This is a genomic window from Streptomyces sp. NPDC046925, assembly GCF_040644915.1.
In the GTDB taxonomy this organism is placed as follows: Bacteria; Actinomycetota; Actinomycetes; order Streptomycetales; family Streptomycetaceae; genus Streptomyces.
On record NZ_JBEYWZ010000002.1, the window covers coordinates 365,054 to 390,995 of the forward strand.

24 protein-coding genes are annotated in these 25,942 nt (G+C 70.3%); 6 read left to right on the forward strand and 18 right to left on the reverse strand.

Annotated features, from left to right (window positions below; all coding sequences use genetic code 11):
• Positions 1 to 13: 13 nt before the first annotated feature.
• From ABZ906_RS08040 to ABZ906_RS08075, 8 genes are all read right to left on the reverse strand, one after another.
• Complete coding sequence (locus ABZ906_RS08040) at positions 14 to 1,243, reverse strand: helix-turn-helix domain-containing protein (protein ID WP_361378955.1); 1,230 nt, start codon at positions 1,241 to 1,243, stop codon at positions 14 to 16.
• 58 nt (positions 1,244 to 1,301) lie between these two features.
• A complete protein-coding gene (locus ABZ906_RS08045; RefSeq protein WP_361378958.1) occupies positions 1,302 to 3,290 on the reverse strand; it encodes a S9 family peptidase in 1,989 nt (662 codons plus the stop codon).
• 115 nt (positions 3,291 to 3,405) lie between these two features.
• The gene (locus ABZ906_RS08050) at positions 3,406 to 4,713 is read right to left on the reverse strand and encodes an FAD-binding oxidoreductase (RefSeq protein ID WP_361378960.1); all 1,308 of its coding nucleotides are present in this window, start codon (positions 4,711 to 4,713) and stop codon (positions 3,406 to 3,408) included.
• Positions 4,714 to 4,847: 134 nt separating this feature from the next.
• Positions 4,848 to 5,744 (reverse strand): LysR family transcriptional regulator, encoded by an 897-nt coding sequence (locus ABZ906_RS08055; protein WP_361378963.1) that lies wholly within the window; start codon positions 5,742 to 5,744, stop codon positions 4,848 to 4,850.
• 406 nt (positions 5,745 to 6,150) lie between these two features.
• Positions 6,151 to 6,420, reverse strand: coding sequence for a DUF1905 domain-containing protein (locus tag ABZ906_RS08060; RefSeq protein ID WP_361378966.1), 270 nt, complete (start codon positions 6,418 to 6,420; stop codon positions 6,151 to 6,153).
• 16 nt (positions 6,421 to 6,436) lie between these two features.
• On the reverse strand, positions 6,437 to 6,802 hold the full coding sequence (locus ABZ906_RS08065; RefSeq protein WP_361381317.1) for a VOC family protein: 366 nt from the start codon (positions 6,800 to 6,802) through the stop codon (positions 6,437 to 6,439).
• 87 nt (positions 6,803 to 6,889) lie between these two features.
• Positions 6,890 to 8,062 carry a serine hydrolase domain-containing protein gene (locus tag ABZ906_RS08070; protein ID WP_361378969.1) on the reverse strand — a complete coding sequence of 391 codons (1,173 nt, stop codon included), beginning with the start codon at positions 8,060 to 8,062 and terminating at the stop codon, positions 6,890 to 6,892.
• 374 nt (positions 8,063 to 8,436) lie between these two features.
• Positions 8,437 to 9,894, reverse strand: coding sequence for an MFS transporter (locus ABZ906_RS08075; protein WP_361378972.1), 1,458 nt, complete (start codon positions 9,892 to 9,894; stop codon positions 8,437 to 8,439).
• A 171-nt stretch (positions 9,895 to 10,065) separates the two neighbouring features.
• On the opposite strand from ABZ906_RS08075, the gene ABZ906_RS08080 reads away from it, so the two are divergent.
• Both ABZ906_RS08080 and ABZ906_RS08085 read left to right on the forward strand, forming a co-directional pair.
• Positions 10,066 to 10,518: a MarR family transcriptional regulator gene (locus ABZ906_RS08080; RefSeq protein WP_361378975.1), complete on the forward strand. Its 453-nt coding sequence runs from the start codon at positions 10,066 to 10,068 to the stop codon at positions 10,516 to 10,518.
• Between the two features lie 74 nt (positions 10,519 to 10,592).
• The gene (locus ABZ906_RS08085) at positions 10,593 to 10,982 is read left to right on the forward strand and encodes a VOC family protein (RefSeq protein WP_361189938.1); all 390 of its coding nucleotides are present in this window, start codon (positions 10,593 to 10,595) and stop codon (positions 10,980 to 10,982) included.
• A 37-nt stretch (positions 10,983 to 11,019) separates the two neighbouring features.
• Here the strand turns inward: ABZ906_RS08085 and ABZ906_RS08090 are convergent, their stop codons facing one another.
• Positions 11,020 to 11,637, reverse strand: a complete 618-nt coding sequence (locus ABZ906_RS08090) for a LysE family translocator (protein ID WP_361378978.1) — start codon at positions 11,635 to 11,637, stop codon at positions 11,020 to 11,022.
• Between the two features lie 5 nt (positions 11,638 to 11,642).
• Positions 11,643 to 12,761 (reverse strand): diaminopropionate ammonia-lyase, encoded by a 1,119-nt coding sequence (locus ABZ906_RS08095; RefSeq protein WP_361378981.1) that lies wholly within the window; start codon positions 12,759 to 12,761, stop codon positions 11,643 to 11,645.
• A gap of 118 nt (positions 12,762 to 12,879) precedes the next feature.
• Between ABZ906_RS08095 and ABZ906_RS08100 the strand changes: the two genes are divergently transcribed.
• A complete protein-coding gene (locus ABZ906_RS08100) occupies positions 12,880 to 13,782 on the forward strand; it encodes a LysR family transcriptional regulator (protein ID WP_361378984.1) in 903 nt (300 codons plus the stop codon).
• 11 nt (positions 13,783 to 13,793) lie between these two features.
• Here ABZ906_RS08100 and ABZ906_RS08105 read toward each other — a convergent pair whose 3' ends face one another.
• From ABZ906_RS08105 to ABZ906_RS08130, 6 genes are all read right to left on the reverse strand, one after another.
• Positions 13,794 to 14,135 (reverse strand): hypothetical protein, encoded by a 342-nt coding sequence (locus tag ABZ906_RS08105; protein WP_361378987.1) that lies wholly within the window; start codon positions 14,133 to 14,135, stop codon positions 13,794 to 13,796.
• Positions 14,136 to 14,273: 138 nt separating this feature from the next.
• Positions 14,274 to 14,921 (reverse strand): TetR/AcrR family transcriptional regulator, encoded by a 648-nt coding sequence (locus ABZ906_RS08110; RefSeq protein ID WP_361378990.1) that lies wholly within the window; start codon positions 14,919 to 14,921, stop codon positions 14,274 to 14,276.
• A gap of 79 nt (positions 14,922 to 15,000) precedes the next feature.
• The gene (locus ABZ906_RS08115) at positions 15,001 to 16,521 is read right to left on the reverse strand and encodes a bifunctional 3-(3-hydroxy-phenyl)propionate/3-hydroxycinnamic acid hydroxylase (RefSeq protein ID WP_361378993.1); all 1,521 of its coding nucleotides are present in this window, start codon (positions 16,519 to 16,521) and stop codon (positions 15,001 to 15,003) included.
• The gene (locus tag ABZ906_RS08120; protein WP_361378996.1) at positions 16,518 to 16,838 is read right to left on the reverse strand and encodes a hypothetical protein; all 321 of its coding nucleotides are present in this window, start codon (positions 16,836 to 16,838) and stop codon (positions 16,518 to 16,520) included. The genes ABZ906_RS08115 and ABZ906_RS08120 overlap by 4 nt, the downstream gene beginning before the upstream one ends.
• Positions 16,835 to 17,794, reverse strand: a complete 960-nt coding sequence (locus tag ABZ906_RS08125) for a fumarylacetoacetate hydrolase family protein (RefSeq protein WP_361378999.1) — start codon at positions 17,792 to 17,794, stop codon at positions 16,835 to 16,837. The genes ABZ906_RS08120 and ABZ906_RS08125 overlap by 4 nt, the downstream gene beginning before the upstream one ends.
• Entirely contained in the window at positions 17,791 to 18,930 is a 1,140-nt protein-coding gene (locus ABZ906_RS08130; RefSeq protein WP_361381320.1) for a VOC family protein, read from the reverse strand. Before ABZ906_RS08130 ends, ABZ906_RS08125 begins: the two co-directional genes overlap by 4 nt.
• A gap of 187 nt (positions 18,931 to 19,117) precedes the next feature.
• Here ABZ906_RS08130 and ABZ906_RS08135 point away from each other — a divergent pair, with 187 nt between their 5' ends.
• Both ABZ906_RS08135 and ABZ906_RS08140 read left to right on the forward strand, forming a co-directional pair.
• Positions 19,118 to 19,822 carry a GNAT family N-acetyltransferase gene (locus ABZ906_RS08135; RefSeq protein WP_361379002.1) on the forward strand — a complete coding sequence of 235 codons (705 nt, stop codon included), beginning with the start codon at positions 19,118 to 19,120 and terminating at the stop codon, positions 19,820 to 19,822.
• A 121-nt stretch (positions 19,823 to 19,943) separates the two neighbouring features.
• Positions 19,944 to 20,525 carry a TetR family transcriptional regulator gene (locus tag ABZ906_RS08140; RefSeq protein ID WP_361379005.1) on the forward strand — a complete coding sequence of 194 codons (582 nt, stop codon included), beginning with the start codon at positions 19,944 to 19,946 and terminating at the stop codon, positions 20,523 to 20,525.
• Between the two features lie 37 nt (positions 20,526 to 20,562).
• Here the strand turns inward: ABZ906_RS08140 and ABZ906_RS08145 are convergent, their stop codons facing one another.
• Together ABZ906_RS08145 and ABZ906_RS08150 are read right to left on the reverse strand one after the other, a co-directional pair.
• Positions 20,563 to 21,198 carry an L-threonylcarbamoyladenylate synthase gene (locus ABZ906_RS08145; protein ID WP_361379008.1) on the reverse strand — a complete coding sequence of 212 codons (636 nt, stop codon included), beginning with the start codon at positions 21,196 to 21,198 and terminating at the stop codon, positions 20,563 to 20,565.
• An 85-nt stretch (positions 21,199 to 21,283) separates the two neighbouring features.
• Positions 21,284 to 22,015, reverse strand: a complete 732-nt coding sequence (locus tag ABZ906_RS08150; RefSeq protein WP_361379011.1) for a YwiC-like family protein — start codon at positions 22,013 to 22,015, stop codon at positions 21,284 to 21,286.
• Between the two features lie 261 nt (positions 22,016 to 22,276).
• Here ABZ906_RS08150 and ABZ906_RS08155 point away from each other — a divergent pair, with 261 nt between their 5' ends.
• Complete coding sequence (locus ABZ906_RS08155) at positions 22,277 to 25,927, forward strand: nitrate reductase subunit alpha (protein WP_361379014.1); 3,651 nt, start codon at positions 22,277 to 22,279, stop codon at positions 25,925 to 25,927.
• Positions 25,928 to 25,942: the final 15 nt, after the last annotated feature.

Here is a 25,942-nt window from a genome sequence, read left to right on the forward strand (position 1 = left end):
CCCACCGTCGTAGCTACCGACGCAGATCCGGGTGCAACTGCGCCATTTTCAGGCCGAGATGCGCGGCCAGTCGGTCGTCCCCGGCGTCCAGGCTCAGTCCGGTGAGCTGCTCGATGCGCTGCAGCCGTTTGTAGAGGGTGGAGCGGTGGACGTGCAGGGCGGTGGCGGCACGCTGTGCATCGCCCGCGTGGTCGAGATACACCCGCAGGCTCTCGACGAGACCATGGTGTCCGGAGTCCGACAGCAGGGCGCGCAGCCCGGGGTGGATGCCCTCGGCGAGCTCCTCGGGAGTGAGCTTGCCGAGGAGGGCATACACGCCGAGCCGTGCATGGGCCACCACCTGGCCCAGGCTGCCGGTGATGCGGGCGACTTCGGCGGCGCGGCGGGCTTCCCGGTACGACGCGTGGGCTTCCGAGAGGCGCGGGTGGGCCCTGCCCACGCCCACCCAGCACGGCGTGTCCCGTCCCCTGCCGAGTTCCGCGGCCAGCTTATCGCGCAGCACCCCGGCAAGCTCCGCGGTGTTGCGCTCGATGGTCTGTGTACGCGCTCCCGGCCAGATGGTGAGCAGCAGCGCGTGGTCCGGACGTGTCAGGGCCAGTGCGCGCGAGGGCGGAAGCCGCCGCCGAGTGTGGTCGACGGCGAGTTCCAGGGCCAGTCGCCGGTCCTCGGCCAGCGGCTCGCCCTCTTCTTGCGCCACCACGGCCACCAGGGCGGCTACCGGGCCGGCCACGGCGTGTCCCTCTTCGACGAGCGCGGCGGTCGCCTCCTTCCGCAGCGCCTCATCCGGGGTGACCAGGTCGCGGACCAGCTCCCTGGCGTGGCTGCGGGCCACTTCGGCGGTGAGGTGCTCGCGGTGCAGGACCAGGGCGGCTTGGGCGGCCGCCTCGCGCAGCAACTCGGCGGCCCGCTCGGTGACCGGGCCGTCGGAGCCGAGCAGCCACGCGTAGCCGAGCAGGGCGCCGTCGTAACGGACGGGCATGCCGATCCGCTCCGCCGTCATGCCGATCTCGGGGCGCGGCGGAACGGTGAAGATGTCGGCGGCCTGCGCGGCACCCTGCTCGCTCACATGGGCGACAACGGCGGTCGACACACCCCGATGCATGATCGACTCGATGCGGGCGGCGTCCACGTCGTTGGTGTGAGCGTTGTACGCCAGCAGCTTGATGCGCGTGTCGTCGATGGCGATCGACCGGCCGAGCCGGGCACCGAACGCATCGACAAGCTGCTGCAGCTCCGAGACCATCCCTGCACTGTAGAGGCAGTCGTTCGGCAGCGAGGCCGACGTATGACGTGGGCCCTAGTCAGGTTTCTCCTCCGGCCGGCATGTGCCGGTCGAACCACGTCATGGCGCGGGTCAGGAAGTCGGTGACGGCCGGGAAGGCGCGCACTCCGTGCCCCTCTTCGGGATAGACGGCCAGGACCGACTCCACGCCCTTCGCCGTGAGCGCACGATGGAACTCGAGTGCCTGTCCGGGCGGGGTGCAGCGGTCTTTCGCTCCGGCGATGTTCAGGCAGGGCGTCCGCGCTTTGCCGGCCTGGAGGACGGGGCTTCGCGTGTGGGCCGCGGTCCCGGGCACTTCGGGGTCGGCACGGAGGAAGGAGTTGCCCCATGCGGCGATGTTGCTGGTGAAGGACTGGCTGTACCAGTCCGTGACCGGGGAAATGGGAACCGCCGCAGCGAAGCGCCGGTCCTGGGTGACGAGCCAGGAGGACATGAACCCGCCGTAACTCCCTCCGATGAGTCCTACGCGCAGGGGGTCGACGACACCTCGCTGAACGAGCGTGTCGACGCCGGAGATGATGTCGACGCTGTCCTTGCCGCCCATGTCTCCGACGACATGGCGGACGAATTCCTGACCGCGGCCGCCGCTGCCGCGGGGGTTGGGGCTGAGCACCGCGTACCCCCGTGAGACGAGCAGCGGGACCCACGGGTACTTCATGGACCACGAGTCCTGGAAGGCCCACACCGGTCCGCCGTGAATGTTGATCACGAGGGGGAAGGGGCCTTCGCCTTCCGGCAGGCAGAGGATTCCTTGGATCTCGAGACCGTCCGGGGCGTGCCACGACATGTGTTCGGCCGTGCCGCAGACGGACAGCAGGTAGTCCGAACCGGCATGGCTCACCGACGCCCGCACGTCAGGCTCGCCCCCTGCCACCACGACGACCTCGTGAGGCAGCCTGTAGCCGCTCAGTACTGCGGCGATTTCCCCGGTTTCGGCGAAGGAGGCCTGCGGATACATGGGGCCTCCCGACAGAGGCACGGCGTACACCTCCTCGCCCCGCCGATCCGGATGGTCGTAGCGGCCGTAGACCGATTCGAGACCGCGCAGCCCGGCATAGCCAAGGACATGGCCGGAGATCCATTGCACGGCGGTGACGTCCACGCCGTCGGTGGCGACGGGCGTGCGGGTGCCTGTTGCCACGTCGATCACCAGCAGATCACCGGCGATGACCTGCCGGTCACTGCACACGGCCTGTACGACAGCTGCGTAGCGGCCGTCGTGGGAGCCTGCGGGAAAGCCGAGTTGTGCGCCGTTGTCGCCGGTCAGGATCGGACGGTGGGAGCGGCTCGCCGGATCGATGACCGCCAGCGCCGCGTCGTACCACGAGTCCTCACCCGGTGAGTCGCTGGTGATGGCGAGGATCCGGTCGAGTCCGCACCAGGCCGCCTCCCAGCAGTTGACTCCGTCGGGCGACACCTGTGTGAGTTCGCCGGTCCGCAGGTCGTGCATCCACAGCGACCGCCAGGCGGAGTCGGGGACGCCCTGCTCGACGTTCGGGTGCCACGCGGGCAGTTCGCTCTCGACGCTGACGTTGGCGCCCGATCCCTGTCCCCCGGCGAGGTCGGCTCCGAATCCGGCGACGCCGAGCAGCACCCTTCGGCTGTCGGGCGACCAGCAGACGTACTCCACCGTTCCGTCGACGGCCGGTGCGGCGATCGCGTCGTCGGTGCCCGCCGTCTCGGCGAGGAAGAGTTGGAACACTCCCTTCTTGGCCCGGTCGGACAGGAAGGCCAACGTCTTGCCGTCCGGCGAGAACCGTCCGCCGTGCGATGAGGAGCCTTCGTCGGCGCACACGGCGACGAGCCGTCCGTCCCGGGCAGAGAAGAGGCGTGTCCGGGGCTGTCCCTCAAGGGCGTCGAACACGGATCCGGTGACCAGAACGCGGGACGCGTCGGGAGAGATCTGCGGATCCATGACGGCGTGCGGTCTGCCGAGGGCCGGCGTGTGCAGGCGGTCGAAGTGCTCGGCAACTCGCGTGTACGCGGCGGTATTACGGATGTCGTGCACGAACTTGGTCCCTTTCTGAGGGGAGGCTTCCTTGGGGCTTCCTTGGGGGCTTCCTTGAGGGGGGCTTGGGGCGGCTTCTGGACGCCGGCGGCGAAAGAGGACGGTCGTCCCCCGCCTAACCGAACACCGTGCCCGACGAGTCTTTGTTGACGTCGCGCCTGCGGGAGAACGAGCCCAGGTCGATGGTGTTGCCCGAGTGCGGGCAGTGGTACTGCACCGGATGCCGGTCGTGGTCGTGACCGTCCTCCACCGCCCCGATCAGTGACGCCATGACGCGCCCGGCGACCGGGGCGTTCTTGAACTGGTTTCCGCTCGTTCCGATGGCCATGTAGTAGCCGTCGAGCCCGCTGCGGTCGTAGATCGGTGTCCAGTCGGACGCGACGTCGTACACCCCGGCGATGCCTTTGGGCTGGGACGGCACCTCAAGGGCGGGGAACCGGCGGGCCGCTCGCAGGACTTGGGCGTCGAACAGGTCTTTGGTGCGGTGGGGGTTGCTCGCGTCGGGGTCCTCGACCCATTGCAGGGGGTCGCATGCGGGCTCGGCTCCGCCCACCATGAACCCGTTGCCCGGGGACGGGCGCATGTAGGTCCCGAGATCCAAGTCGGCCACCACAGGTCCCATCGCACCGTCACCGTCGCTGTATCCGGCCGGAGCCGTGACGTGGTGCACCTCCTGGCGCAAGGGCCTGACATCGACGGTGAAGTCCGATCCGACTCCGGCCAGCCGGTTCAGCGCGCCCGACCAGGGGCCCGCGACGTTCACGACCACGGGTGCCTCGAGCACCTCTCCGGAGTCGAGCCTCACCCCCTCGACGCGCCCGCCCGTCCTGATCACGTCGACGACGCGCCGCCTGAAGCGGAATGCCGCACCGTGGTGTGCGGCGGCGTCGGCGAGGTTCTGTGCGGCCAGCATCGGATCGTCGACGAATCCGGCGTCGGGCATGTACAGGGCCCCGAGTTCTCCGGTCGGGTCCGCCCAGAACGCCTCGTCGTCGATGCGCTTGGGCGGCCAGTGCCTGCCGGGATCGATGCCCGGCACCCGCGCGCGCACGGTGGCGGGATCCCACACTTCGGCGCGTACCCCTGCGGCTTCCATCAGGGAATGGATCCGCTTCAGTTCGATGAGGGGTACGTCGAGCACGACGGCGCCGACCTTGTGGAACGAGGCGAGCCGGCCCCGCGCGCCGCCCAGGTGCTCGGCCCACGCCGTCCAGCAGTGGTACGCCTCCCGGGCGAGCGCTGTGCCGTCGAACGTCGAGTAGTTGAACCGCACGATCGCGCTGGAGGAACTCGTCGACCCGTGCCCCGCTCCGGCTGCCTTGTCGACGACGATGACACTCCGCCCCGTACGGGCCAGCTCGTGGGCGACCGAGGCGCCGATGACACCCGCGCCCACCACAATCACATCGGCCTTGACGGCCATAACCCCTCCAAGCTTTTCGCCGTGTGCTCAACTCTCGTCGCTGGTCGCGGGTGCGGCGAGCGACACGTGTCGACGAAATGCGGCTCCCATCGCTACATCGGGCGACGCGTTCGCGACGGGGGCGGGTGCACGGCTCAGCGCATGGCGCGGGTGCCGGTGGCGCGAGCGAACTCGGCGAAGGCCCGGACCGGTGCCGTGTCGGCGGCCGTGCGCCACACCAGTGCCCACTCGGTCGCCGGAGCGTCCCTGAGGGGGACGAACAGCACGCCGGGATGGGTGTAGTAGCGCACCACATGGGCGTTGAGCGGAGCGACGCCGGTGCCGGCGGCGACCTGGGTGAGGACCTCGTGGAAGGTTTTCATCACGGGACCGCTGGACAGGACGGGCCGTCCGCTGGGCGTGCGGGAGGGCACCATGGCGGCGATCCACGGCTCCGGAAGGTCGCGGCCCGCCGTGAGCACCGGGTGATCGGCCAGATCCTCCATGCTCGCGTCAGTCCGTCCGGCGAGTTCGTGGCCCCTGGCTACGGCCAGCACCCGGCCCTCGGTCAGCAGGACGGGCCCCACAGTGAGATCCGGCTCTGCTACGGGCAGCCACACCAGCAGCATGTCGGCCTCACCGCGGCGCAGGTAAGTGAACGGATCGCTGAAGTGGATCTCTCGGAACTGCACACGGCACGCCGGATACCGGGCGGTGAAATCCTCGGTCAGGGAGTGCAGTTCGTGACCGAGGGCTCCCATGACGCCGAGGGTCAGCGTGCCCGAGGGGCGGTTGACGGAGGCGGTGGCCTCCGCCAGGGCCGACTGAATGCTGTCGTATCCGCCGCGCAGGTCCTTCGCAAGGCGTTCACCGAGGTCGGTGAGGCGGACGGTCCGGCTGGTCCGCTCGAACAGCGCGCCGCCCAAGCGCCGTTCCTGCACCTTGATGGCCTGACTGACCCGGGCCTGGGAGACGTGCAGGCGCGCGGCGGTCCGGCCGAAGTGCAACTCCTCGGCCAGCGTCAGGAAGATCTCGATGTCACGCAGCTCCACCACTCACCCCTTGCCCCACACTCCACCGGACTCCCCGGCCCGCCGCCACCCATAACACACGGGTTATCAATCATCGCGGAAGTCACGGTTGATGCTCAAGCCCCGCCGGTGCAGACACACTTGCCGTTCACAGCAAGGCGAACGCGGCCACTGTCCGCCACGAGCCCGGAGTGTCGGTGCCGGCGATCAAGTGGGTGCGATCGAGTGTGCCGGAACCGGCCAGGCCGCCGTGTGGTCCAGGGCCCGCCGGTAGGCCCCTACCAGTGCCTCCGCTTCGGGGACAGGAGCGACGATCGCCGTCCTCGTCGCTCCTGTCAGCGCCTGCGGGCGGTTCACCTCAGCCATCCCGGCACATTCGCACATGACGCCGGCGCGGCACACTGCCGCGTCCCGGGCGGGCCGGACGTCAGTCGTCCACCCGGTCCGTCAGGCGGATGGTGACGGTGTCTCCTTCCTCCTTGCCGATCGCCTTGCGCACTTCCGCCTTCACCGGCAGCTTGTGGGTGCCGTCGCCCAGGGCCATGAACGAACTCTGGAACGGATGACTGTCGATCGTGCCCCGGACCTTCACCAGACCGCGGGTGCCGAAGAACTCGGCCGATTCGGGCCATACGACGTAGGTCCAGCCGCCTTTGTTCGGGCTCTTCTGCAGGACCGCTGTGAACTGCTTGTCCATCTTGGATACCACCTGTTCAGAGGCCTTCGACGACAATGAGGCTGTTGCCGTCCGGGTCACGCACCGCGAACATCGGCGGGACTCCGGGACCCATGCGCAGGACCTCCGCATCCGCATCGACGCCGTGTGCGAGCAGACCCTCGTGAGTGGCCTCGGCATCCCCGGTCGTCAGACGGATACCGGCGGGGACCCCCTCGGGAACGAGCGCGACAGTCGTCGCCGCCCCGGGCGGTGCCACCTCGACCCAACGCCCGTCGCCGAACGGCACGTCCCGGCGCACTTCGAAGCCGAGCTCGTCGACGTAGAACGTGATTGCTTTCTGCTGGTCGGTGACGTGAATCCCGACCGTGGCCACCTGTGTGATCCGCGCGGTCCCGCTCATCCCATGCCTCCGCTCGTTGATGTTCACCAGGTAGACCCGGGCAGGCGGGGAAACTCATCGCCTGCCACGGGCCGGCCTGAGGCGGCGCTAGCGATCGGCGAGCAGGGCGCAGACGAAGTTCTCCTCCACGGTCCGCAGACGCCGCAGCAGATCCGGCTTGGTCGTCTTGTTGACCTGGGTGGTGAGGGAGACGGTCAGCGATCGCTTGCCGTCCGGGGTGGCCGCGATGAGCTGCGTGTAGCCGGGGAAGTTGCCCGTGTGGCCATAGACCACTCCGCAGCGGGTGGCGTAGCGGAAGAGGGCCAGACCGGCTCTGTTCTTGCCGGGGCCCGCGGGCTCGGATGCGCCGTTCACCCACTTACGCTGCTGGCGGCGCGTCCGGTCGGAGATCAGCTTTCCGCCTGCGTAGCCGCGGACGAAGGCCGTCATGTCCTTGGGCGTCGAGATGATTCCGCCCGATGCCCACACGCCCGACGCGCTCAGGACCTCGCTGAGGTCCTCGGGCGGGTTCGGCGGGGTGACGTCGTAGCCGTGCATGTAGGGCCGGGGCATGCGGTAGCCCTGCGGCAGGCTGGTGTCGCGCAGCCGCAAGGGGTGGTAGACGAGCTCGCCGAGCAGATCCTCGTAGCGGCTGCCCGTCACCGCCTCCGCCATCAGTGCCACGGCGATGTTGTCGGAGTTGGAGTACGTGTACCGGGACCCCGGACGGAACTCCAGCGGCTTATGGGCGACGAAGTCCAGCAGGCGGCGCGATTCGAAGTGGCGGCGCGGGTTCTTGGTCACCAGGTCCAGGAACGTGCGGTCCGCGCTGAAGTCGGGCAGTCCGCTGGTGTGGTTCAGGAGCTGACGCAACGTCACCCCGTGCCATGCGCGCGGCAGTCGGGGAAGCACCTTGCCGATGGTGTCGTTCAGGCGCAACTTCTTGCAGTCGACGAGCTTGAGGGCGACCGCGCCGCTGTACGCCTTGGCCGTACTGGCGATGCGCATGTGGTCGGTGACCTTGATCGGGCGGTCGGTGCCGGATTTCGCGACGCCCGCCCGGTAGACCTTGGCGCGCGACCCGCGCTGGAGGACGGCGATCGCTCCGGGCGGTCCGCCGGGCGCGGCGGTCAGTTGGTGCAACTGGCGTCGCAGGGCGCGGTCGCTGTCTGCGGGGTGATCGGCGCCTTGGGCCGGTGCCTGCACCAGCCCGGCGATGCACGTTGCGGCCAGCAGCGCGACCAAGGGGAGGCGGACCTGCGGAAATCCGGGGGTGGGCACGGAGGGACTCCTGTGACGTGAGCGCGGTGGGACGTCGGAGCGACCAGCTGCCGTCAGGGCATGTGATCTTTCTGGGCCCGCGGGTCTGCCAGCACCAACGCGCCTCTCACCAGGGCCTCTTCCGATTCATCCCATAACAGGATGTACAGAAACAAACCTCGGCTCGAAGACCGGCGTGACGCGGCCGCACTGCATCTCAACGAGTGACACAGAAGGCGGCCGGCGATCGATTCGACGGTTGCCCGCCCCGCACGCCCCGCACATGCCGAACGCGCCGCGCGCCCCACACGCTACGTACGCGCCGACGTGCGGCCCACCCCCACCACCCGGTGGGGGCACACCGCACACCGCACACCACACGCCGCAGGTACGGATCAGGCGCGAGCCGGTGCCTCGCCGATCCCGGCCGGCTGCTCGTCGGCGGGCGCCTCGCCGTCGGCGGTGCGCACCGCCGGGATGAGCGCCGCGACGGCGGCGGACACCAGGGCGACACCGCAGCCGATCATCAGGCCGGTACGGAATCCGTCCTCGGAGGCGAAGGTGAAGTCGCCCATGGTGGTGGTCATCTGGGCCAGGACGACGCCGATCACGGCGGAGCCGATGGTGGTGCCCAGGGAGCGCATCAGCGCGTTGAAGCCGTTGGCGGCGGCCGTCTCGGAGAGCGGTACGGAGCCCATGATCAGGGCAGGCATGGCTCCGTAGGCCAGGGCGACACCGCTGTTGATCACGATACCGGCGACCATGATGCCCCAGGCCGTGCCCATGAGCGGCAGCGCGACCGCGTAACCGGCCGCGATGACGACGGCGCCGCAGACGAGCGCGAGCTTCGGGCCGCGCGCGTTGATCAGCTTTCCGCCGAGCGGCGAGATGAGCATCATCATGATGCCGCCGGGGGCGATCCACAGGCCGGCGGCCAGCATCGACTGGCCCAGGCCGTATCCGGTGGCCTCGGGGAACTGGAGGAGTTGCGGCGCGATGAGCATGAAGGAGTACATGCCGACGCCGATGAGGATGGAGGCGACGTTGGTGAGCAGGACGCGCGGGCGGGCCGTGGTGCGCAGATCCACCAGCGGATCACGGGTGCGCAGCTCGTAGAAGCCCCAGGCGAGCAGCGCCACGACGGCGACCGCGAACAGGCCCAGCGTGGTGCCCGAGGCCCAGCCCCAGTCGGCGCCCTTGGACATGGCAAGGAGCAGCGAGACGAGACCGATGGCGAGGCCGACCGCGCCGGGTGCGTCGAAGCGCTGCCCCTTGGCCGCGGCCGGAGCGTCCGGCACGATCACGAAGATCATCACGGCGACGATCAGGGCGAGGACGGCCGAGCCCCAGAACAGCACCCGCCAGTTCGCGTACTGCGCGACGGCCGCGGCTATCGGCAAGCCGATGGCGCCGCCGATGCCCATGGACGCGCTGACGAGCGCGATGGAGCCGCTGAGCTTCTCGGTGGGCACGACGTCCCGCAGCAGGGCGATGCCGAGGGGCACCATGCCCATTCCCATGCCCTGCAGGCCGCGGCCGACGATCATCGGGACGAGGGACGAGGAGAGCGCGCACACCACGGAGCCGACGATCAGCGGCACGGCGCAGACAAGCATCATGCGGCGCTTGCCGAGCAGGTCACCGAGGCGACCGGAGACGGGCACGCACACGCCCGCGACGAGCAGGGTGACGGTCACCACCCACGCCGCGTTCGACGACGACGTGTCCAGCATCTGCGGCAGTTCGGCGATCAGCGGCGTCACCAGTGTCTGCATGATCGCGGCGACGGTGCCGGCGAGCGCAAGGGTGGCGACGACGGCGCCCGCCCGGCTGCTCGACTCAGGGGCATCCATGACGGACTCCTCAATCTCTTCAACGTATGCAACGATGTGCATCATACACATGGTAAGTATCATGCATATTACGTGCACGATGCACACACACGAGAGGGGCGGGGAGCACTCCCGTCAGCGGCGCGGAAGCCGCAACGCCCCGCAACGCCGCCACGACGGGAGGACGCGCAGATGGACAAGCCATCGCACCTGATCGAGTTCGAGCACATGATCCTCGGGCGCCATCAGTTCGGCAGCGACAACCGCCGCAAGCAGGAAGGCCGCCTGGAGCGCAGCACGTACATCATCCTCAGCCGGATCCGGGCGCAGGGGCCGATGTCGATCGGCCAGCTCAGCGAGGCGTTCCAGCTCGATGCCTCCACCCTGAACCGACAGACGGCGGGCGCGGTCAAGGCCGGTCTCCTCGAGCGGATCCCCGACCCCGAGGGCGGCATGGCGCGCAAGTTCCGGCTGACCGCCGAGGGCGGGCAGCGCCTCGACGTCGAGCGCGAGGTGCAGATCAGCGGGCTCGACAAGGTCTTCGAGGACTGGCCGGCCGAGGAGGTCGAGATCTTCGCCCGCTACGTCCAGCGGTTCAACACCAGCATCGAACGGCTCAGCGGCCAGCCCTGGCCCCGGTCCTGACGGATCGCGCAGAGGCATACGGACGGGCGGCACGAACCCATACTCTGACCCCGTCCGTACTAGCTGGGAGAGACATGACAAGTAGGTTCACCGAGTTGGCCGTTGACTGCCACGACCCGGAGCGACTGGCGGCCTTCTGGTGCGAAGTCCTGGGCTTCAAGGTGATCGAACGGCACGAGGGAAAGGTCGAGATCGGCTCCTGGGTGCCGACCGTCGAGGAGGTGCGGGCCCGCCAGATGCCGCCCACCGTGCTGTTCGTCCAGGTGCCCGAGGGCAAGACCGTGAAGAACCGGCTGCACCTCGACGTCAGCCCGATCGACGGCAGCACCGACGACGAGGTGACCAGGCTGCTCGGCCTGGGCGCCTCCAGGACTGACGTGGGTCAGGGCCCGGACCGCAACTGGGTGGTCATGGCCGATCCCGAGGGCAACGAGTTCTGCGTCCTGCGCACCCTGGCGCCGTAACCGAAGCGCGCAGCCGACGGCCCCGCTCCCGGCCAGGTCAACCGGTCCCGACCGCGACCACGAGACCGAAGCCGATCAGTACGACGCCGGTGGTCCGCCCCAGCGCACGGCGGACCCGCGGCTTCTCCAGGACCGGAGCGGCCATGGACAGCAGGAGTACGTAGCCGCCCAGCCACGCCACGGTGAGGGCGGCGTGCAGGAGAACGAGGAGCGACATGGCCCGGGCGGCCGGCATTCCGGGCGGGGCCAGGGTGGGCAGGAGACCGGTGTAGAACACTGCGATCTTCGGGTTGAGCACGTTGCTGACCAGGCCGGTCCGCCATGGATTGCCGGCGGTCGGCGGCGCGGCGGGGTCATCTGCACAGGCGGCGCGGCGGTTCTGCCGTAGCGCCTGGACGCCCAGGAAGACGAGATAGCCCGCGCCCAGGAGCCTGACCACCAGGTAGGCCCCGGGCGACGCGGCAAGGACGGCCGCGAGCCCCGCCACCGTGAGCACCCCCCAGATCAGCAGTCCGGTCGCGATGCCTCCCACGGTGCGCAGTGCGTCCCGGGGGCCGGCAGCGAGGGCGCGTCGGGTCACGACCGCCATGTCCGGGCCCGGAACGACGGTCAGCAGGGCCAGCACACCGGTCGCCGCAACGAGGTGGGTCAGCATGCTGTTCAACTCGCCGCCGTGCCCTCGGTGCTGAGCAATACGACCACCGACGCGGAGCCGAGCCCGAGTGCGGTGCGACGTTCGTCGGCGCCGGGTCCGGTGAGTACGGAACCCGCGCCCGCCGGCGCGGCGGCGCCGCAGGGGCCCGAGGAGATGCCGAGTGCGGCCAGCCGGGCGCCCGCGCGGCTGCTGTCCGCTTCGGTGACGGCGACGGCGGCGTCCAGACCGTTCTTCAGGTGGGGCCAGGCGATGCTGGAGGGGGTTCCGCAGTTCAGCCCCGCCATGGCGGTCTCGCCGGTACGCACACTGACCGCTTCCCCGATGCGAAGGCTTTCCAGGACGCACGCGGCTGCCTCCGGCTCCACCGCCAGCAACGCCGTACCCCGCCCGGCCGGGCGGCTGCGGTAGTGGGTGACGACGGCCTGCGCCAGAGATCCCACGCCCACCGGTACGGCGACCAGATCGGGGCCTTCGTGGATGTCCGCGGCCGCCAGTTGTTCGTCGATCTCGACGCAGAGCGTGGAGTAGCCCTCGACGATCCAGGCCGGGATCCGCTCGTAGCCGGGCCAGGCGGTGTCCTGGACGAGGACCGCGCCGGGTGCGGCCGATGCCTCGGCGGCCAGGCGTACGGCTTCGTCGTACGACCCCGTGACGTGGGTGACCCCGGCTCCCTCGGCAGCGATGGCCGCGGCAGCCCGCGGATGCACCCCCTGCGGAACGAACACGCGGGCACGCTGCCCCAGCAGGCGGGCCGTGCGGGCCACGGCCCGGCCGTGGTTTCCGTCCGTGGCGGTCACCAGCGTGACCGGGCCGGTGTCCCTGCCGTACGCCGCCCGCTCGGCCAGCAGACGGTGCACTGCCCACGATGCGCCAAGGGCCTTGAACGCGGGCAGCCCCAGACGCGACGACTCGTCCTTGACGAAGACGCGCCCGACACCCCACTCGCCTGCAAGCGACGGCAGTTCGGTCAGCGGGGTGGGGGCGTACTCCGGCAGGGAAGCATGGAACTCCCGCACCTCGGCGGGGGCAGGGGTACAGCGCCAGGCGCGGGAGCGGCCACCGGGCTGCGTGAACCACGTCGGTGCGGGCGTGGGCGAAGGGGGCAGGGAGCTGTTCTCAGTCACGCGATTCAGCGTGCCCCGACCCCCTCCCGTGGGTCCAGCGGATGTTTCCGACCTATATTCGTCGGAGAAACCGATCGAAGAATTCGATGGATCACCTGCCGAGGGAACAGCACCGCCCATGTTCGATCTGCACCGGCTGCGCCTGCTGCGCGAGCTCAAGCACCGCGGCACCCTCGCCGCCGTGGCCACGGCCCTCTCGTACGCGCCCTCCTCGGTGTCGCAGCAGCTGTCCCAGTTGGAGACGGAGGTCGGTGTCCCTCTGCTGGAGCCGGTCGGGCGGCGCGTGCGGCTGACCGAACAGGCCGAGATCCTCGTCGCCCACACCGAAGCGGTCCTTGAACGTCTTGAGCGTGCGGAGGCGGACATCGCCACCTCGCTGACCGACCTGACCGGCACCATCCGTATCGCCTCGTTCCAGACCGCCGCGCTGGCCCTCGTGCCCGCGGCGCTCGGCGTGTTGCGCACGCTCCATCCGGACCTGCGCGTCCATGTCACCCAGATGGAACCGGAGAAGGCGCTGCCCGCCCTGCAGGCCCGCGATTTCGACCTGGTCATCGCCGAGGAGTATCCGGGCGACCCCAACCCGCGGCCCGCCGAACTCGAACAGGAGGACCTGCTCGACGACCCCCTGCACCTCGCGCTCCCCCGCCCGCCGGCCGACTCACCGGGTCCCGACCGCCCCACGGCTGCGCTGCGTGCGCTCGCGGACCACCCCTGGGTCATGGAACCGGAAGGCACGGCCGCGCGGCACTGGGCCATGACCCTGTGCCGTAACGCCGGCTTCGAACCCGACGTGCGGTTCGAGACCACGGACCTGCTGCTCCAACTGCGTCTCGTCGAAGAGCAGCACGCCGCCGCGCTCCTGCCCGACCTCGTCTGGAACGGACGGGACCCCGGCGTCGCCCTGCGGCCGCTCCCCCGCGGTCAGCGCACCCGTCGCGTCTTCACCGTCGTGCGCCGCGGCAGCAGTCGCCACCCCGCCGTCCGAGCCTGCCGCGACGCCCTCCGCCGGGCGCTGTGAGAGCGGACGGCTCACGCCGGAGCGGACCCGCCGATCACCAGGACGACCTCACCGCCGGTGGGGTCGACCTCCCGGATCAGCCAGGAGCGCTCTTCGACGGAGGTACCGGCCCCGGTGGTGTAGGCCGCGGTCCTCAGCACGGTCCCCGCCGGGGTCTGCGCGCACAGGTCCGCGGGCGTGACCACGTCGTCGGCGAAGCGCAGCGCCAGTTCGATCGTCCGCGGGGCCGCCGCGAACGCGTCGGGATCGGCCAGTCCCCGGATGCGGCATCGGGCGCCGGGGAACAGGTGGGTGTGAGCACAAGTGGCGAGGAAGGCGTCCTCGCCGGGCGGTTCGGTGGCGGCCTGGTCCACGATGCGGCTCCGGGTACACAAGGGCGACGGGCTCGACCAGCCTCTCTGATACGGCGGACGGGAAACCGCATCGCATGGCCGGTCCGCTCCCGCCGTCACCCGGACGGATCCGTCATCCGTCGCAGTGCTGCCGCAGCGTCAGATCGACGTGGGCCGCGGCTCGTCGGCGGGAAGCGGCAGCGCCACGATCCGGCGCGCCTCGGCGTCCTGCATGCCGAACATCCGCAGCACGTTGAGCACGGCCTGGTCGGCCACGTGCTCGACCGGCGCGTTGGGGTCGGTGCCGCACAGATGCATCGCGGCGATCAGGCAGCCCGCCGTGCAGGCGAGGGCCACCCCGATGTCCTCCGTCACGAAGCGTCCGGCGGCGATCGCCGCTTCGATGTCCCTGCGGGCGTGCGGGGCGTGGCCGTACGGCGCGGAGAGCAGCGCTTCCCTGCCGCTCATCAGGACGCGGGCGATCCTGGGGCGCGTGCGGACCAGGCGGCCGGTCAGGCGCATCGACGTCGCGAAGACCTCGGCGGGGTCCTCGACCTCCGAGAGCACGCTGTCGAGCCAGGCGGCATGGGACTCGAGCGCCTCGGCGATCGCCGCGTCGAGCAGTTCCGCCTTGGACGTGAAGTGGTTGTAGAAGGACCCGAAGCCGACGTCGGCCGCCTCGGTGATCTGCTGGATGCTGACCTCGAGGTCGCCTCGCTCGGCGTAGATCTCCTGCGCGGCCTCGATCAGCGCCATGCGTGTGCGCAATTTGCGCCGCTGCCCGCGTGATGGTGGCTGTGGAGACATGCCCGTGATCATATCCGGGGCGGCCGGGGACTCACCCCTCGGTGCGTGCGCATGCCCGACGCAGCGCGCGGGCCAGGGCTCACCCCAGCACGCTCGCGGGCCCGGCCGCACTGATCACGCGGTCGGGGTCGACCCTGACCCATCCCACCCCTGCGTCCCGAAGCCAACGGGCCAGGAACCGCTCGCCCTCGCCGCCTTCCGGGTCGACGGTGAGCCAGGCCAACGGCAGCGCTCCGGGCGCGGCCGCGAGGTCCACGCCGGGGAGCGCGACGACCATGGTGCGATCGCCCAGTATCCGGTCGACCAGCAGGAGTTGACCGTCAGGTCCGGGCAGGCGGACCAAGGGCAGCAGCGCACCGCGCACGGCACGGGGCGTGCGCCGCCGGATCCGGGGGCCCGGCGTGAGGGCCGGGGTGCGGCTGTCGAGCAGGGTCCGCCGGACGGTCCTGGAGTGTGCGAGGGCGGGCACGATCCGGCGGCGCGCGAGGGTGGCGATGCGGCCGCCGCCCGTCATCACCTGGCCCATGGCCTTGGCTCGTCTGATCATTGCTGTCGCGTGCGGTTTGCGTTCGGCTTCGTAGGAGTCGAGGAGTGCGGGGTCGGCCTGCCCGCGCAGCACGGCCGCCACTTTCCACGCGAGGTTGTGTGCGTCGCGCAGTCCCGCGCCCATGCCCTGGCCGATGAACGGCGGAGTGACGTGGGCGGCGTCCCCGGCCAGGAAGACGGGGCCCGCGCGCCACCGTTGGGCGACGCGGGCGCGGAAGGTGTACTCGGCGCACCTGAGTACGCTCAGGCGCTCGTCGGGGATGGTGCGGACCCAGGGTGCGATGAGCCCGCGCAGCGCCGGGAGACCTGCGAAGTCCATGGCGCTCTCACCGTCGAGGAGCTGGAATTCCCAGCGGTAGCGGTCGGGCCCGATACGCATGTACGTGCCGGCCCGGCGGGTGTCGCACACCTGGTAGACGCCGTCCCACGTGTCGAGTGCGAGGGTGCAGCGCACATCGGCGACGAGCCAGCGCTGTTCGAAGCCGAGGTCGTCGATGCCGAGGTCGAGATGGCGGCGGACGGTGCTGTTGGCGCCGTCGCAGGCGATCGCACAGGAGGCGTGCAGGTCGATCGCGGTGCCGTCGGTGCGCCGTACGCGCGCGGTGACCGGGTGGGTGTCGCCGGTGTCCAGATGCAGCAGTTCGTGGCCGCCGAGGACCTGTACGTCGGGGAATCGCGCGAGGTTGTCGCGCAGCAGGCGTTCGAGGTCGGGCTGGTCGAACATGTTGGCCTGCGGCAGGCCCGTGGCCGTCATCCGCTCACGGGTGAAGGTGGCCAGCTCGCGGTGGCGTCCGTCGACGAGGCGCAGCCCCGACGTCGGGCGGGTGTGGGAGGCGAACTCCTCGCCGATGCCCAGCTGGTGGAGGATGCGGTAGACCTCGTCGTCGAGATGGACCGCGCGCGGCAGCGGGTAGACGTCGTGGTGCCGTTCGACGACCGCGACACGCAGGCCGTGCCGGCCAAGGAGGGTGGCTGCCGCTAGACCGGTGGGACCGCCACCGATCACGAGCACGTCCCGGGCATCGGCCGGGGACGGGGAGGGCGCCGATGTCATCGTTGCGCTCCCCTCGCTTCAGTACGGATGTGCACGTCGTAGCTATGCAGGACGGCTGCGGCCTTACGGACCTCACCCGCACCGCGGTTCCACAGCGACGCGTCGGGTTCGGGGCCTGCGGTGACCAGGACGCGCGAGCCCGCGATCGCGGCCGCGTCGGGGATCCACAGTGAGCAGGGCTCATCGGGCCAGCGCTGTGCGGCCCGTACGAGCAGGTCGTACGGGGTGAGTGCGAGGTCGCGGTCGGCGAGCGGAACGCGCTCGGTGGCGTGCTGGTCCGGCGTCGACGTCAGGGGCGGAGGGCCGGCCGGGCTCACCGTGCGGCCCTGTGCGCCGGTCCGCGCACGATGTTGGTCTGCTGGCCCAGATCGATGTCCCGCAGCGGGTCGGTGATGGTCGCGGCGATCACGTCGCCGTCCTTGAGGTAGTGCGGGTTGTCTGCCTGCCGTTTGAAGAACGCTTTCCACTTCATCGCCGGTGGGAGGAGCGCTCCGATCTTCTCCAGGAGCGGGCCGGGTGACTTCAGGGCGGTGCCGCCCGGGGTGCCGGTGAGTACCAGGTCACCGGCGTCGAGCGCCTGGAAGCGGGCGAGCAGGGTCAGCGCGCGGGCGGGCTTGACGATCATGTCGGCCACGGTGCTGTCCTGGCGGATCTCGCCGTTGACGCTCAGGGTCAGGCGCAGCCGTTCCAGGGCGGCGAGTTCGTCGCCGTCGACCAGGGTGAGGAACGGGCCCACGGGGGTGAAGGTGGGATAGGACTTGGACTCGTAGAACTGGGTGCGGGTCAGCTGGATGTCGCGGGCGCTGACGTCGTTGGTGACGACGATGCCCGCGATCACGTCGCTCAGGTCGTCCTCGCCGACCACGGTGCCGACGTCGATCCGGCGCCCTATGACGAGGCCGAGTTCGATCTCGTAGTCGAGGAACCCGACATGGTCGGGACAGCGGATGGCGTCGGTGGGTCCGCAGACCGAACCGGAGGCCTTGCGGAAGAACGCCGGTGGCACGGTGTCGGGATCGATGCCCGAATCGCGGGCGTGGCTGCGGTAGTTGACCATCTGTGCGACCACCCGGGCCGGGACGGTCAGCGGGGACAGCAGGCTGACGTCCCTTAGTCCGGGCCCGTCGGGGTCGGGGGCGGCGGCGGCCTTCCGCACCGCCGACCGGTCGGCGAGCAGCTGCGCGGTGGTGGTCGCGTCGGTGCTGATCCGGGTCAGCCGGCCCTCGTGCTCGACCCACCAACCGTCTTCGGTGCGTGCCACGTTCGTACTCATGCCGCCATCGCTTTCGCCAGTGCCGTGAGGGTGTCTTTGTCGATCTCGTTGGTCTTGTCGCCCAGCGCCTTGAGCAGGGCGGTGACCATGCCGGGGCCGGGTGTGCTGCCCAGGAAGTCGCGGGAGACGGGCGGCCCCCACTGGGCCAGGCCGCCGGCGCTCATGGGCGCCCAGCCGGGTTCCAGGGAGGAGTCGAAGAGGTCGCCGTCGGCGTAGTGTTCGACCATCATCCGGTCGGGATCGCGCCAGTAGTCGAAGATCTGGCTGCCCTGGATGTGCCGGCCGATGCCCCACACGCGGCGGTAGCCCTGCTCGGCGAGGTGTTCCCCGCCCGCCGCCACGGCGTCGAGGTCGGTGACCTGGTAGGCCGAGTGCACATAGCCCGTGCGCGGCCCCAGGTGCATGGCCAGCGTGTGGTGATCCGCCGGTACGGAGCCGAGGTCGCAGCGCATGAACGCCATCGTGGGCCCGCGGTCCCGCAGGTCGTCGAGGTAGAGGAAGTCGCTGACGATCAGGCCGAGCGCCTCCAGGTACCACTCCAGGGCGCGCCGGAACTTCGTCGTCTCCAACACGATGTGTCCCAGGCGCTGCACTTGCGCCGCGGCGCGCGGAGCCCGCTGGGGCGTATTGAACCGCACCGGCTTCGTGCCGAGGTTCAGCTCCAGCGGGTCGCGCTCCGCCAGGGCGGCAGGGCGGTCGAGGCCCGCGACGACGCGCACCGGTATCCCGCTCGGGTCCGTGAGCTGGACGGCCTGGCCGCTACCGAACGGAAGGACGTTCGCCCCGGCCCAGTGGGCCAGCCGCCGTACGTCGGCGACCGATTCCGCCACGAACGTCGTGCCCGCGAAGCGGGCGTCACGGCCTCGGCGGATAACCAGGCACGGCAGGGCCGAGAAGGTGCCGCGCAGCGTGAGCCGGTCCGGTGTGCGCTCGTGGACGACGAACCCGAAGTCGCGTGCGAAGCGCTCCGCGCGGTCCAGGTCGGGCTTGACGAACTCCAGCCAGCCGAGCTCGACCACCTTGATCACCTGGTTGCGGGCCCGGCCCGGATGCTCTCCGCGCAGTGCGCCCAGCTCGCTGTGCAGCCCGTGGTGCACATCGGCATCGGCCCGGGCCGCTGCGGCCGGGACATCAATTTCGATCACCGCTGAACTCCTCTCGTCCGTGAGCACGCGCTCCGACGGCGGACGGCGTACGGCCGCCGTCGGACCTGACCCTCACCAAGATGATGACTTCATCAGTTTTGATGTGTCAATCATTTCTACTCGGGAGATCGCCACTAGACTCCTGCGGGACAGACAGGCCGAGGAAAGGCGCGGCACGATGGTGAGCGGTGCAGTCGCCGCGCTCGACGACCCGGTGGGCGAGTCGCTTCGGGGTCAGCACGCACATCTCGCCCGGAGCGTCGGCGCCGCCCTCAGCTATCTGCCGGGCGTCGCGACCTTCTCCGCCGTCGCTCCCGAACGGACGACGGAGGGGTGGGCGGACCTCGCCCGGCTGCTCGGGCGAGGCGAGTTCGCCGACATGTTCAGCTGCCCCGCGCTCCCGCCGCCGACCTGGGAACCGGTCTTCGTTCTCGAAGGCCTGCAGATGACCTGGTCCGGCGGCGACCGGCCCCCGCGCCCTTCCGCCGCCTCCGGCAACGGCGTCGTCGAACTGGGCGCGGACAGCGTGCCCGAGATGCTCGACCTCGTGGAAAGGACCAAGCCCGGCCCGTTCTGGCCGCGTACGCCCGAGCTCGGCACCTACCTCGGCATCCGTGACGGCGGCGCGTTGGTGGCGATGGCGGGCGAGCGGCTGCGCCCTCCGGGCTGGACCGAGATCAGCGCCGTCTGCACCGCGCCCGAAGCCCGCGGCCAGGGGCACGCCGCGCGCCTGGTGTCGGCACTGGCCACGCGCATCACGTCTCGCGGGGAGCGCCCCTTCTTGCACGTGGCACAGGGCAACTCCGCCGCGATCGCACTCTACGAACGGGCCGGCTTCAGCACGCGCAAGCAGGTCACTTTCCGGGGATTCCGCACTCCGTAGCCCGGGGCTCGCGCATCGTCAGCAGGCCGTTGCCCGCCAAACACAAGTTTGCCAACCCGTGTTGGCCAACGTGGAGGCGTCGTTCTGGACCGCCAACACGCGTTGGCCTATGTTTGTTGGCATGACCGGCACCACGGACAACCAGCAGGCCGCACGGCGTTCCGACGCCACCCGTGCCACGATCCTCGCCGCGGCCCGCGAGCGGTTCGCGGCGGACGGCTACGAGAAGGCGACCATCCGGGCCATCGCGCGCGACGCGAAAATCGACCCGTCGATGGTGATGCGCTACTACGACAACAAGGCGGGCCTCTTCGCGGCGGCCGTCGCGATCGACCCCGGGTTGCCCGAGCTGCCGGTCGAACCGCGCGAGGAGCTCGGCCGTACGCTGGTGCGCCACTTCCTCACCCTGTGGGAGGAGAACGGGGAGCTCACCGCGCTGATGCGGGTGGGCGCCACCGACCCGGCCGCCGCCGATCGCATGCAGAGCGTGCTGCGCGACCAGTTGATCCCCCTGGCCCGCCGGGTGGGCCCCGAGCCGGAGCAGGCACCGACGCGGGCAGCGCTGTGCGCCTCGACCGTGCTCGGGATCGCGCTGACGCGCTACGTCCTGCGATTCCCGGCGAGCGTGGCGCTCGACCCCGAGGAGATCGTGGACTGGGTCGGGCCCACGATGCAGCGGTATCTCACCGCCCCCACCCCCTGAAGAGCACCCCTGGGCCGCCCGCCCCCGGGCACCGGAGTCACACGCGTGCCAGAGCGTCGGTGATCACGGTGCCGGGAAGTGCTCCCTCGCGCAGGACGACCGGCGCGTCGGCGTCGGTGAGGTCGATGATCGTGGACGGCACGTTCCCGCTGCTGGGCCCGCCGTCGAGGTAGGTGTGCACGGTCTCGCCGAGCTGCTCAACGGCTTGGGCGCACGTGGTGGCCGGCGGCCGGCCGGTGAGGTTGGCGCTGGACTGGGCGATGGGCCCGGCGCTGCGGAGCAGGGCGAGGGTGATCGGGTTGTCGGGCATGCGGACCATGACGGTGCCGTGCGTGTTGCCCAGGTTCCAGGCCAGGGAGGGGGCCGCGGGCAGGACCAGGGAGAGCGCGCCCGGCCAGAACTCCTCGGCCAGCCGCCGCGCTTGGGGCGGGAGGGACTGTACGAGGGCTTCGGCGGTGGTCAGGTCGGCCACAAGGACGGAGGCGGGCTTGTCGGCGCCGCGCTGCTTGGCGGCCAGCAAGGAGCCTACGGCCGTGGAATCGGAGGCATGGGCGCCGATGCCGTAGACGGTGTCGGTGGGGAAGACGACCAGCTGCCCGGCACGCAGGGCATCGGTGGCGTGACTGACTCCGCTTCGCAGGTCGGCTTCGGTCCGACAGTCGTAGACGTGCATGGCTCGGCTCCTGTGCGTGTTCCGTGGGCGCTACGGGGCTTCCGGCAGCCGGAGGCCGCCCCTGAACGTACATCCTGCACGCGCCTCAGACGGCAAGCAGCGTCACGAGCAGGACCGCCGAGAGGCCCATCTCGATCAACCCCACGGTGCGAATCCGCAGACCGCGCCCCGGCAGCAGCGCGGCACGCAGCAGGCACAGCACGAAGAGCACCGCGAGTGGCGGGGACAGCAGCGACGCGCAGATCAGGGCCGCGCCGTGGTAGGCGATCGAGCCGCGCAGAAAGCGGCGGTTCCGGCGCTCGCGGATCATGGACTTCACGTACAGGACCGTGCCGCCGAAGTAGAGCAGGCAGGCGGCGAACGCACCGGCGCCCTCGCCGAGCGTCCCGCCGCCGAGCCGCAGCGCGACCAGGAGCATGGCGCAGGCGGGCACGACCGCGACCAGGCCGTTGACCAGCGCCCTCTCCCGGTTGCGGAGCGCGTAGAAGGTGTTGACCGCGAAGAACGGCAGCGCCGCGGCGGCGGCCACCGCGAGCCAGGGCCGCAGCGCGAGGAGCGGCGTGCCGAGCAGGAGGAGCGCGGTGGCGAAGGCCAGGAAGGGGCGGAGGTGGCGCTCGGCGGCGCGGGGATTGCGGGAGCAGCGCCCCAGCCTGAGGTGCTGCTGGAGGTGGAAGGCGGCGGCGTAGGCCAGCAGCCAGCACACGAAGAGCAGCAGGTGCAGCCATCCCGCGTCACCCGCGAAGGTGCCCGCGGCGAACGGCACGGCCAGCATGGCCCAGGCGCCGTGCTGGTCGGGTATCCACTTGGAGCGGCTCATCGGCGACCCACCTTCCGGAAGCGACATGCGGACCCTGCGGGCCCGGCGGGCCAAAAGCCCCCTCATGTGCGCTATTTGACCCGGACTCACACCATGTCACGGGCATGGAACCGGAATTGCGGAATTAGGTCACTGCCCACTGGGACTTAAGTCCTCGGGTTCGGCCCGATGAGCGGGCTTAGGGTCTGAACAGGCCACCGAATTTCCCGGCGAGTTGTCGGCAAGTCATGGCCGGAGTGTTTCGCATTTCGGAGGGTCACGTTGCGGCACAATCAGCGCGGAGCCGCGGAGACGCTGCTCAAGGCCGGACGGTATTTCAGCCGTGCCGATGTTTCCGACGACCTGCGTTCGGTGCACCACACCGGCGGGCGTGACGGAGAGGCCTTCTACCGGGACCGCTGGAGTCACGACAAGGTGGTGCACTCCACGCACGGCGTGAACTGCACCGGCTCCTGCCGCTGGAAGGTCTTCGTCAAGGACGGCATCATCACCTGGGAGACCCAGGCGACCGACTATCCCTCGGTCGGCCCGGACCGCCCCGAGTACGAGCCGCGCGGCTGCCCCCGTGGCGCCTCCTTCTCCTGGTACAGCTACTCGCCGACGCGGGTGCGCAGCCCCTACGTGCGCGGCACCCTCCTCACGATGTACCGCGAGGCCAAGAAGCGCCTCAAGGACCCCGTCCTGGCCTGGGCCGACATCCAGCGCGACCCGGAGCGCCGGCGCGCCTACCAGCGGGCGCGCGGCAAGGGCGGGCTCGTCCGGGCGAGCTGGGAGGAGGCGGTGGAGATCGCCGCCGCCGCTCAGGTGCACACGATCAAGGAGCACGGTCCCGACCGGGTGGCGGGCTTCTCCCCGATCCCCGCCATGTCGATGGCCTCGCACGCCGCCGGGGCGCGCTTCCACTCCCTCATCGGCGCGCCGATGCTCTCCTTCTACGACTGGTACGCGGACCTGCCGGTCGCCTCGCCGCAGGTCTTCGGCGACCAGACCGACGTACCGGAGTCGGGCGACTGGTGGGACGCGGCGTATCTGATGATGTGGGGCTCCAATGTGCCGGTGACGCGCACGCCGGACGCGCACTGGATGGCCGAGGCGCGTTATCGCGGCCAGAAAGTCGTCACCGTATCGCCTGATTTCGCGGACAACACCAAATTCGCCGACGAGTGGATGCATCCGCACCCGGGAACGGACGGCGCCCTCGCCCTTGCGATGGGCCATGTGATCCTCAAGGAATTCTTCGTCGACCGGCAGACGCCGTTCTTCACCGATTACGTACGCCGCTATACCGACCTGCCGTTCCTGGTCACCCTGCGCGAAACGGATCAGGGGCTCGTCCCGCACAAATTCCTGAACGCCGCCGACCTCGGCGAGTCCACCGAGAACGCCCGCTGGAAGACCGTCCTGGTCGACGACACGACCGGCGAGCCCGTCATACCCAACGGCACCCTGGGCCATCGCTGGGGCAGCAACGAGACCCCCGAGTGGAACCTCGACCTGGGCGAGACCGTCCCCCGCCTCACCCTGCACGGCGAGGCGGGCACGGACAGCGCCGAGATCGTGCTGCCCCGCTTCGAGGAGGACGCGGAAGCCACCGTGCGGCGCGGTGTACCGGTGCGGCGGGTCGGCGGACACCTGGTCACCACCGTCTTCGACCTGATGCTCGCGCAGTACGGCGTCGCCCGCGAGGGCCTGCCCGGCCAGTGGCCCGCCTCCTACGACGACGCCTCGCAGCCCGGCACCCCCGCCTGGCAGGAGACCCTCACCTCCGTCCCGGCGGCCCAAGCGGCACGCGTGGCAAGGGAGTTCGGGCAGACGGCCGAGCAGTCCAAGGGCCGCTGCATGATCCTGATGGGCGCCGGGACCAACCACTGGTTCCACTCCGAGACCATCTACCGCGCCTTCCTGGCCCTGCTCACGCTGACCGGCTGCCAGGGCCGCAACGGCGGCGGCTGGGGTCACTACGTCGGCCAGGAGAAGTGCCGTCCGGTCACCGGCTGGGCCACCCTGGCAAGCGGCGCCGACTGGGCACGCCCGCCACGCCACATGATCGGCGCGGGCTGGTTCTATCTGCACACCGACCAGTGGCGCTACGACACCCTGCCCGCCGAATCCCTCGCGTCCCCGCTCGCGGACGGCCACTTCGAGGGCATGAGCGGCGCCGACTGCCTGGCCGCCTCCGCCCGCATGGGCTGGATGCCCTCCTACCCCACCTTCGACCGCAACCCCCTGGACCTCGGCGATGCCGAAGACCCCGTGCGGCACACCGTCGACGAACTCAAGGCGGGACGACTGAAGTTCGCGGGCGAAGATCCCGACGCGCCCGCCAACTGGCCCCGCGTGCTGACCGTATGGCGGGCCAACCTCCTGGGATCGAGTTCCAAGGGCAACGAGTACTTCCTCAAGCATCTGCTGGGCACCCACTCCAACCTCCCCGACGACGGCCCCCGGTGCGCGCCGCGCGATGTCACCTGGCACCAGAAAGACGTCGAGGGCAAGCTCGATCTGCTGCTCGCCATGGACTTCCGCATGACGTCCACGACGCTGCTTGCCGACGTGGTGTTCCCGGCCGCCACCTGGTACGAGAAGCACGACCTGTCCTCCACGGACATGCACCCCTTCCTGCACGCCTTCACCCCGGCGGTCGATCCGCCCTGGCAGGCACGCTCCGACTTCGACGCGTTCCTCACGCTCGCCCGCAGGTTCAGCGAACTGGCCGCCGATCACCTGGGCGTGCGCAAGGACGTGGTGGCCACCGCCCTCCAGCACGACACCCCCGGCGGCGAGATGGCACAGCCCGGCGGTGTCGCCCTCGACTGGTCGAAGGGCGAGTGCGAGCCGGTGCCGGGGCGCACCATGTACAACCTGGCGGTCGTGGAGCGCGACTACGGCGCCATCGGCGAGAAGTTCGCCGCCCTGGGCCCGCTGATCGACACCCTCGGCGTCACCACCAAGGCCATCACCTTCGACGTGGGCGAGGAGGTCGGCTACCTCGGCGAGAAGAACGGCACCGTACGGGGCGGCGTTGCCGACGGACGGCCCCGCATCGACACCGCCCAGCGCGCCTGCGAGGCGATCCTCTCGCTCTCCGGCACCTCCAACGGCCGCCTGGCCACCCAGGGCTTCGAGACCCTGGAGAAGAAGGTCGGCACGGAGATGGCCCATCTGGCGGCCGAGGCCGAGGGCAAGCGGGTCACCTTCGCCGACACCCAGGCCCGTCCGGTCCCCGTCATCACCTCGCCCGAATGGTCGGGCAGCGAGTCCGGCGGCCGGCGCTACACCGCCTTCACCGTCAACACCGAGCACCTCAAGCCCTGGCACACCCTCACCGGACGCCAGCACTTCTTCCTCGACCACGACTGGATCCACGAGGTCGGCGAGGCACTGCCCGTCTACAAACCGCCGCTCAACATGCACCGCCTGTACGGGGAACCGCAGCTGGGGCAGGTCGACGAGAAGACCGTCGCCGTGCGCTACCTCACCCCGCACAACAAGTGGGCCGTGCACTCCATGTACCAGGACAACCTCTACATGATGTCCCTCGGCCGGGGCGGCCAGACGATCTGGATGTCCCCGCAGGACGCCGAATCGATCGGCGTGGCGGACAACGACTGGATCGAGGCCGTCAACCGCAACGGCGTGGTCACCGCCCGCGCGATCGTCTCCCACAAGATGCCGCCCGGCACCGTCTACATGAACCACGCCCAGGAACGCACCGTCGGCGTCCCGCGCACCGAGAAGACCGGCAAGCGCGGCGGCATCCACAACTCGCTCACCCGCGTGATGCTCAAGCCCACCCATCTCATCGGCGGCTATGCCCAGCTGACCTGGGCTTTCAACTACCTGGGGCCGACCGGCAACCAGCGCGACGAGGTGACGGTCATCCGCCGTCGCAGCCAGGAGGTCCAGTACTGATGCCCCGTGACGGAG

What these genes read in the sequence shown, in the direction of transcription:
- ABZ906_RS08050 (WP_361378960.1), bottom strand. Translation starts at nt 4,713, where the DNA reads ATGGCCGTCAAGGCCGATGTGATTGTGGTGGGCGCGGGTGTCATCGGC.
- ABZ906_RS08150 (WP_361379011.1), bottom strand. Translation starts at nt 22,015, where the DNA reads ATGAGCCGCTCCAAGTGGATACCCGACCAGCACGGCGCCTGGGCCATG.
- ABZ906_RS08110 (WP_361378990.1), bottom strand. Translation starts at nt 14,921, where the DNA reads ATGTCTCCACAGCCACCATCACGCGGGCAGCGGCGCAAATTGCGCACA.
- ABZ906_RS08060 (WP_361378966.1), bottom strand. Translation starts at nt 6,420, where the DNA reads ATGGACAAGCAGTTCACAGCGGTCCTGCAGAAGAGCCCGAACAAAGGC.
- ABZ906_RS08140 (WP_361379005.1), top strand. Translation starts at nt 19,944, where the DNA reads ATGACCGGCACCACGGACAACCAGCAGGCCGCACGGCGTTCCGACGCC.
- ABZ906_RS08115 (WP_361378993.1), bottom strand. Translation starts at nt 16,521, where the DNA reads ATGACATCGGCGCCCTCCCCGTCCCCGGCCGATGCCCGGGACGTGCTC.
- ABZ906_RS08090 (WP_361378978.1), bottom strand. Translation starts at nt 11,637, where the DNA reads ATGCTGACCCACCTCGTTGCGGCGACCGGTGTGCTGGCCCTGCTGACC.
- ABZ906_RS08125 (WP_361378999.1), bottom strand. Translation starts at nt 17,794, where the DNA reads ATGAGTACGAACGTGGCACGCACCGAAGACGGTTGGTGGGTCGAGCAC.
- ABZ906_RS08075 (WP_361378972.1), bottom strand. Translation starts at nt 9,894, where the DNA reads ATGGATGCCCCTGAGTCGAGCAGCCGGGCGGGCGCCGTCGTCGCCACC.
- ABZ906_RS08085 (WP_361189938.1), top strand. Translation starts at nt 10,593, where the DNA reads ATGACAAGTAGGTTCACCGAGTTGGCCGTTGACTGCCACGACCCGGAG.
- ABZ906_RS08040 (WP_361378955.1), bottom strand. Translation starts at nt 1,243, where the DNA reads ATGGTCTCGGAGCTGCAGCAGCTTGTCGATGCGTTCGGTGCCCGGCTC.
- ABZ906_RS08135 (WP_361379002.1), top strand. Translation starts at nt 19,118, where the DNA reads ATGGTGAGCGGTGCAGTCGCCGCGCTCGACGACCCGGTGGGCGAGTCG.
- ABZ906_RS08145 (WP_361379008.1), bottom strand. Translation starts at nt 21,198, where the DNA reads ATGCACGTCTACGACTGTCGGACCGAAGCCGACCTGCGAAGCGGAGTC.
- ABZ906_RS08100 (WP_361378984.1), top strand. Translation starts at nt 12,880, where the DNA reads ATGTTCGATCTGCACCGGCTGCGCCTGCTGCGCGAGCTCAAGCACCGC.
- ABZ906_RS08065 (WP_361381317.1), bottom strand. Translation starts at nt 6,802, where the DNA reads ATGAGCGGGACCGCGCGGATCACACAGGTGGCCACGGTCGGGATTCAC.
- ABZ906_RS08080 (WP_361378975.1), top strand. Translation starts at nt 10,066, where the DNA reads ATGGACAAGCCATCGCACCTGATCGAGTTCGAGCACATGATCCTCGGG.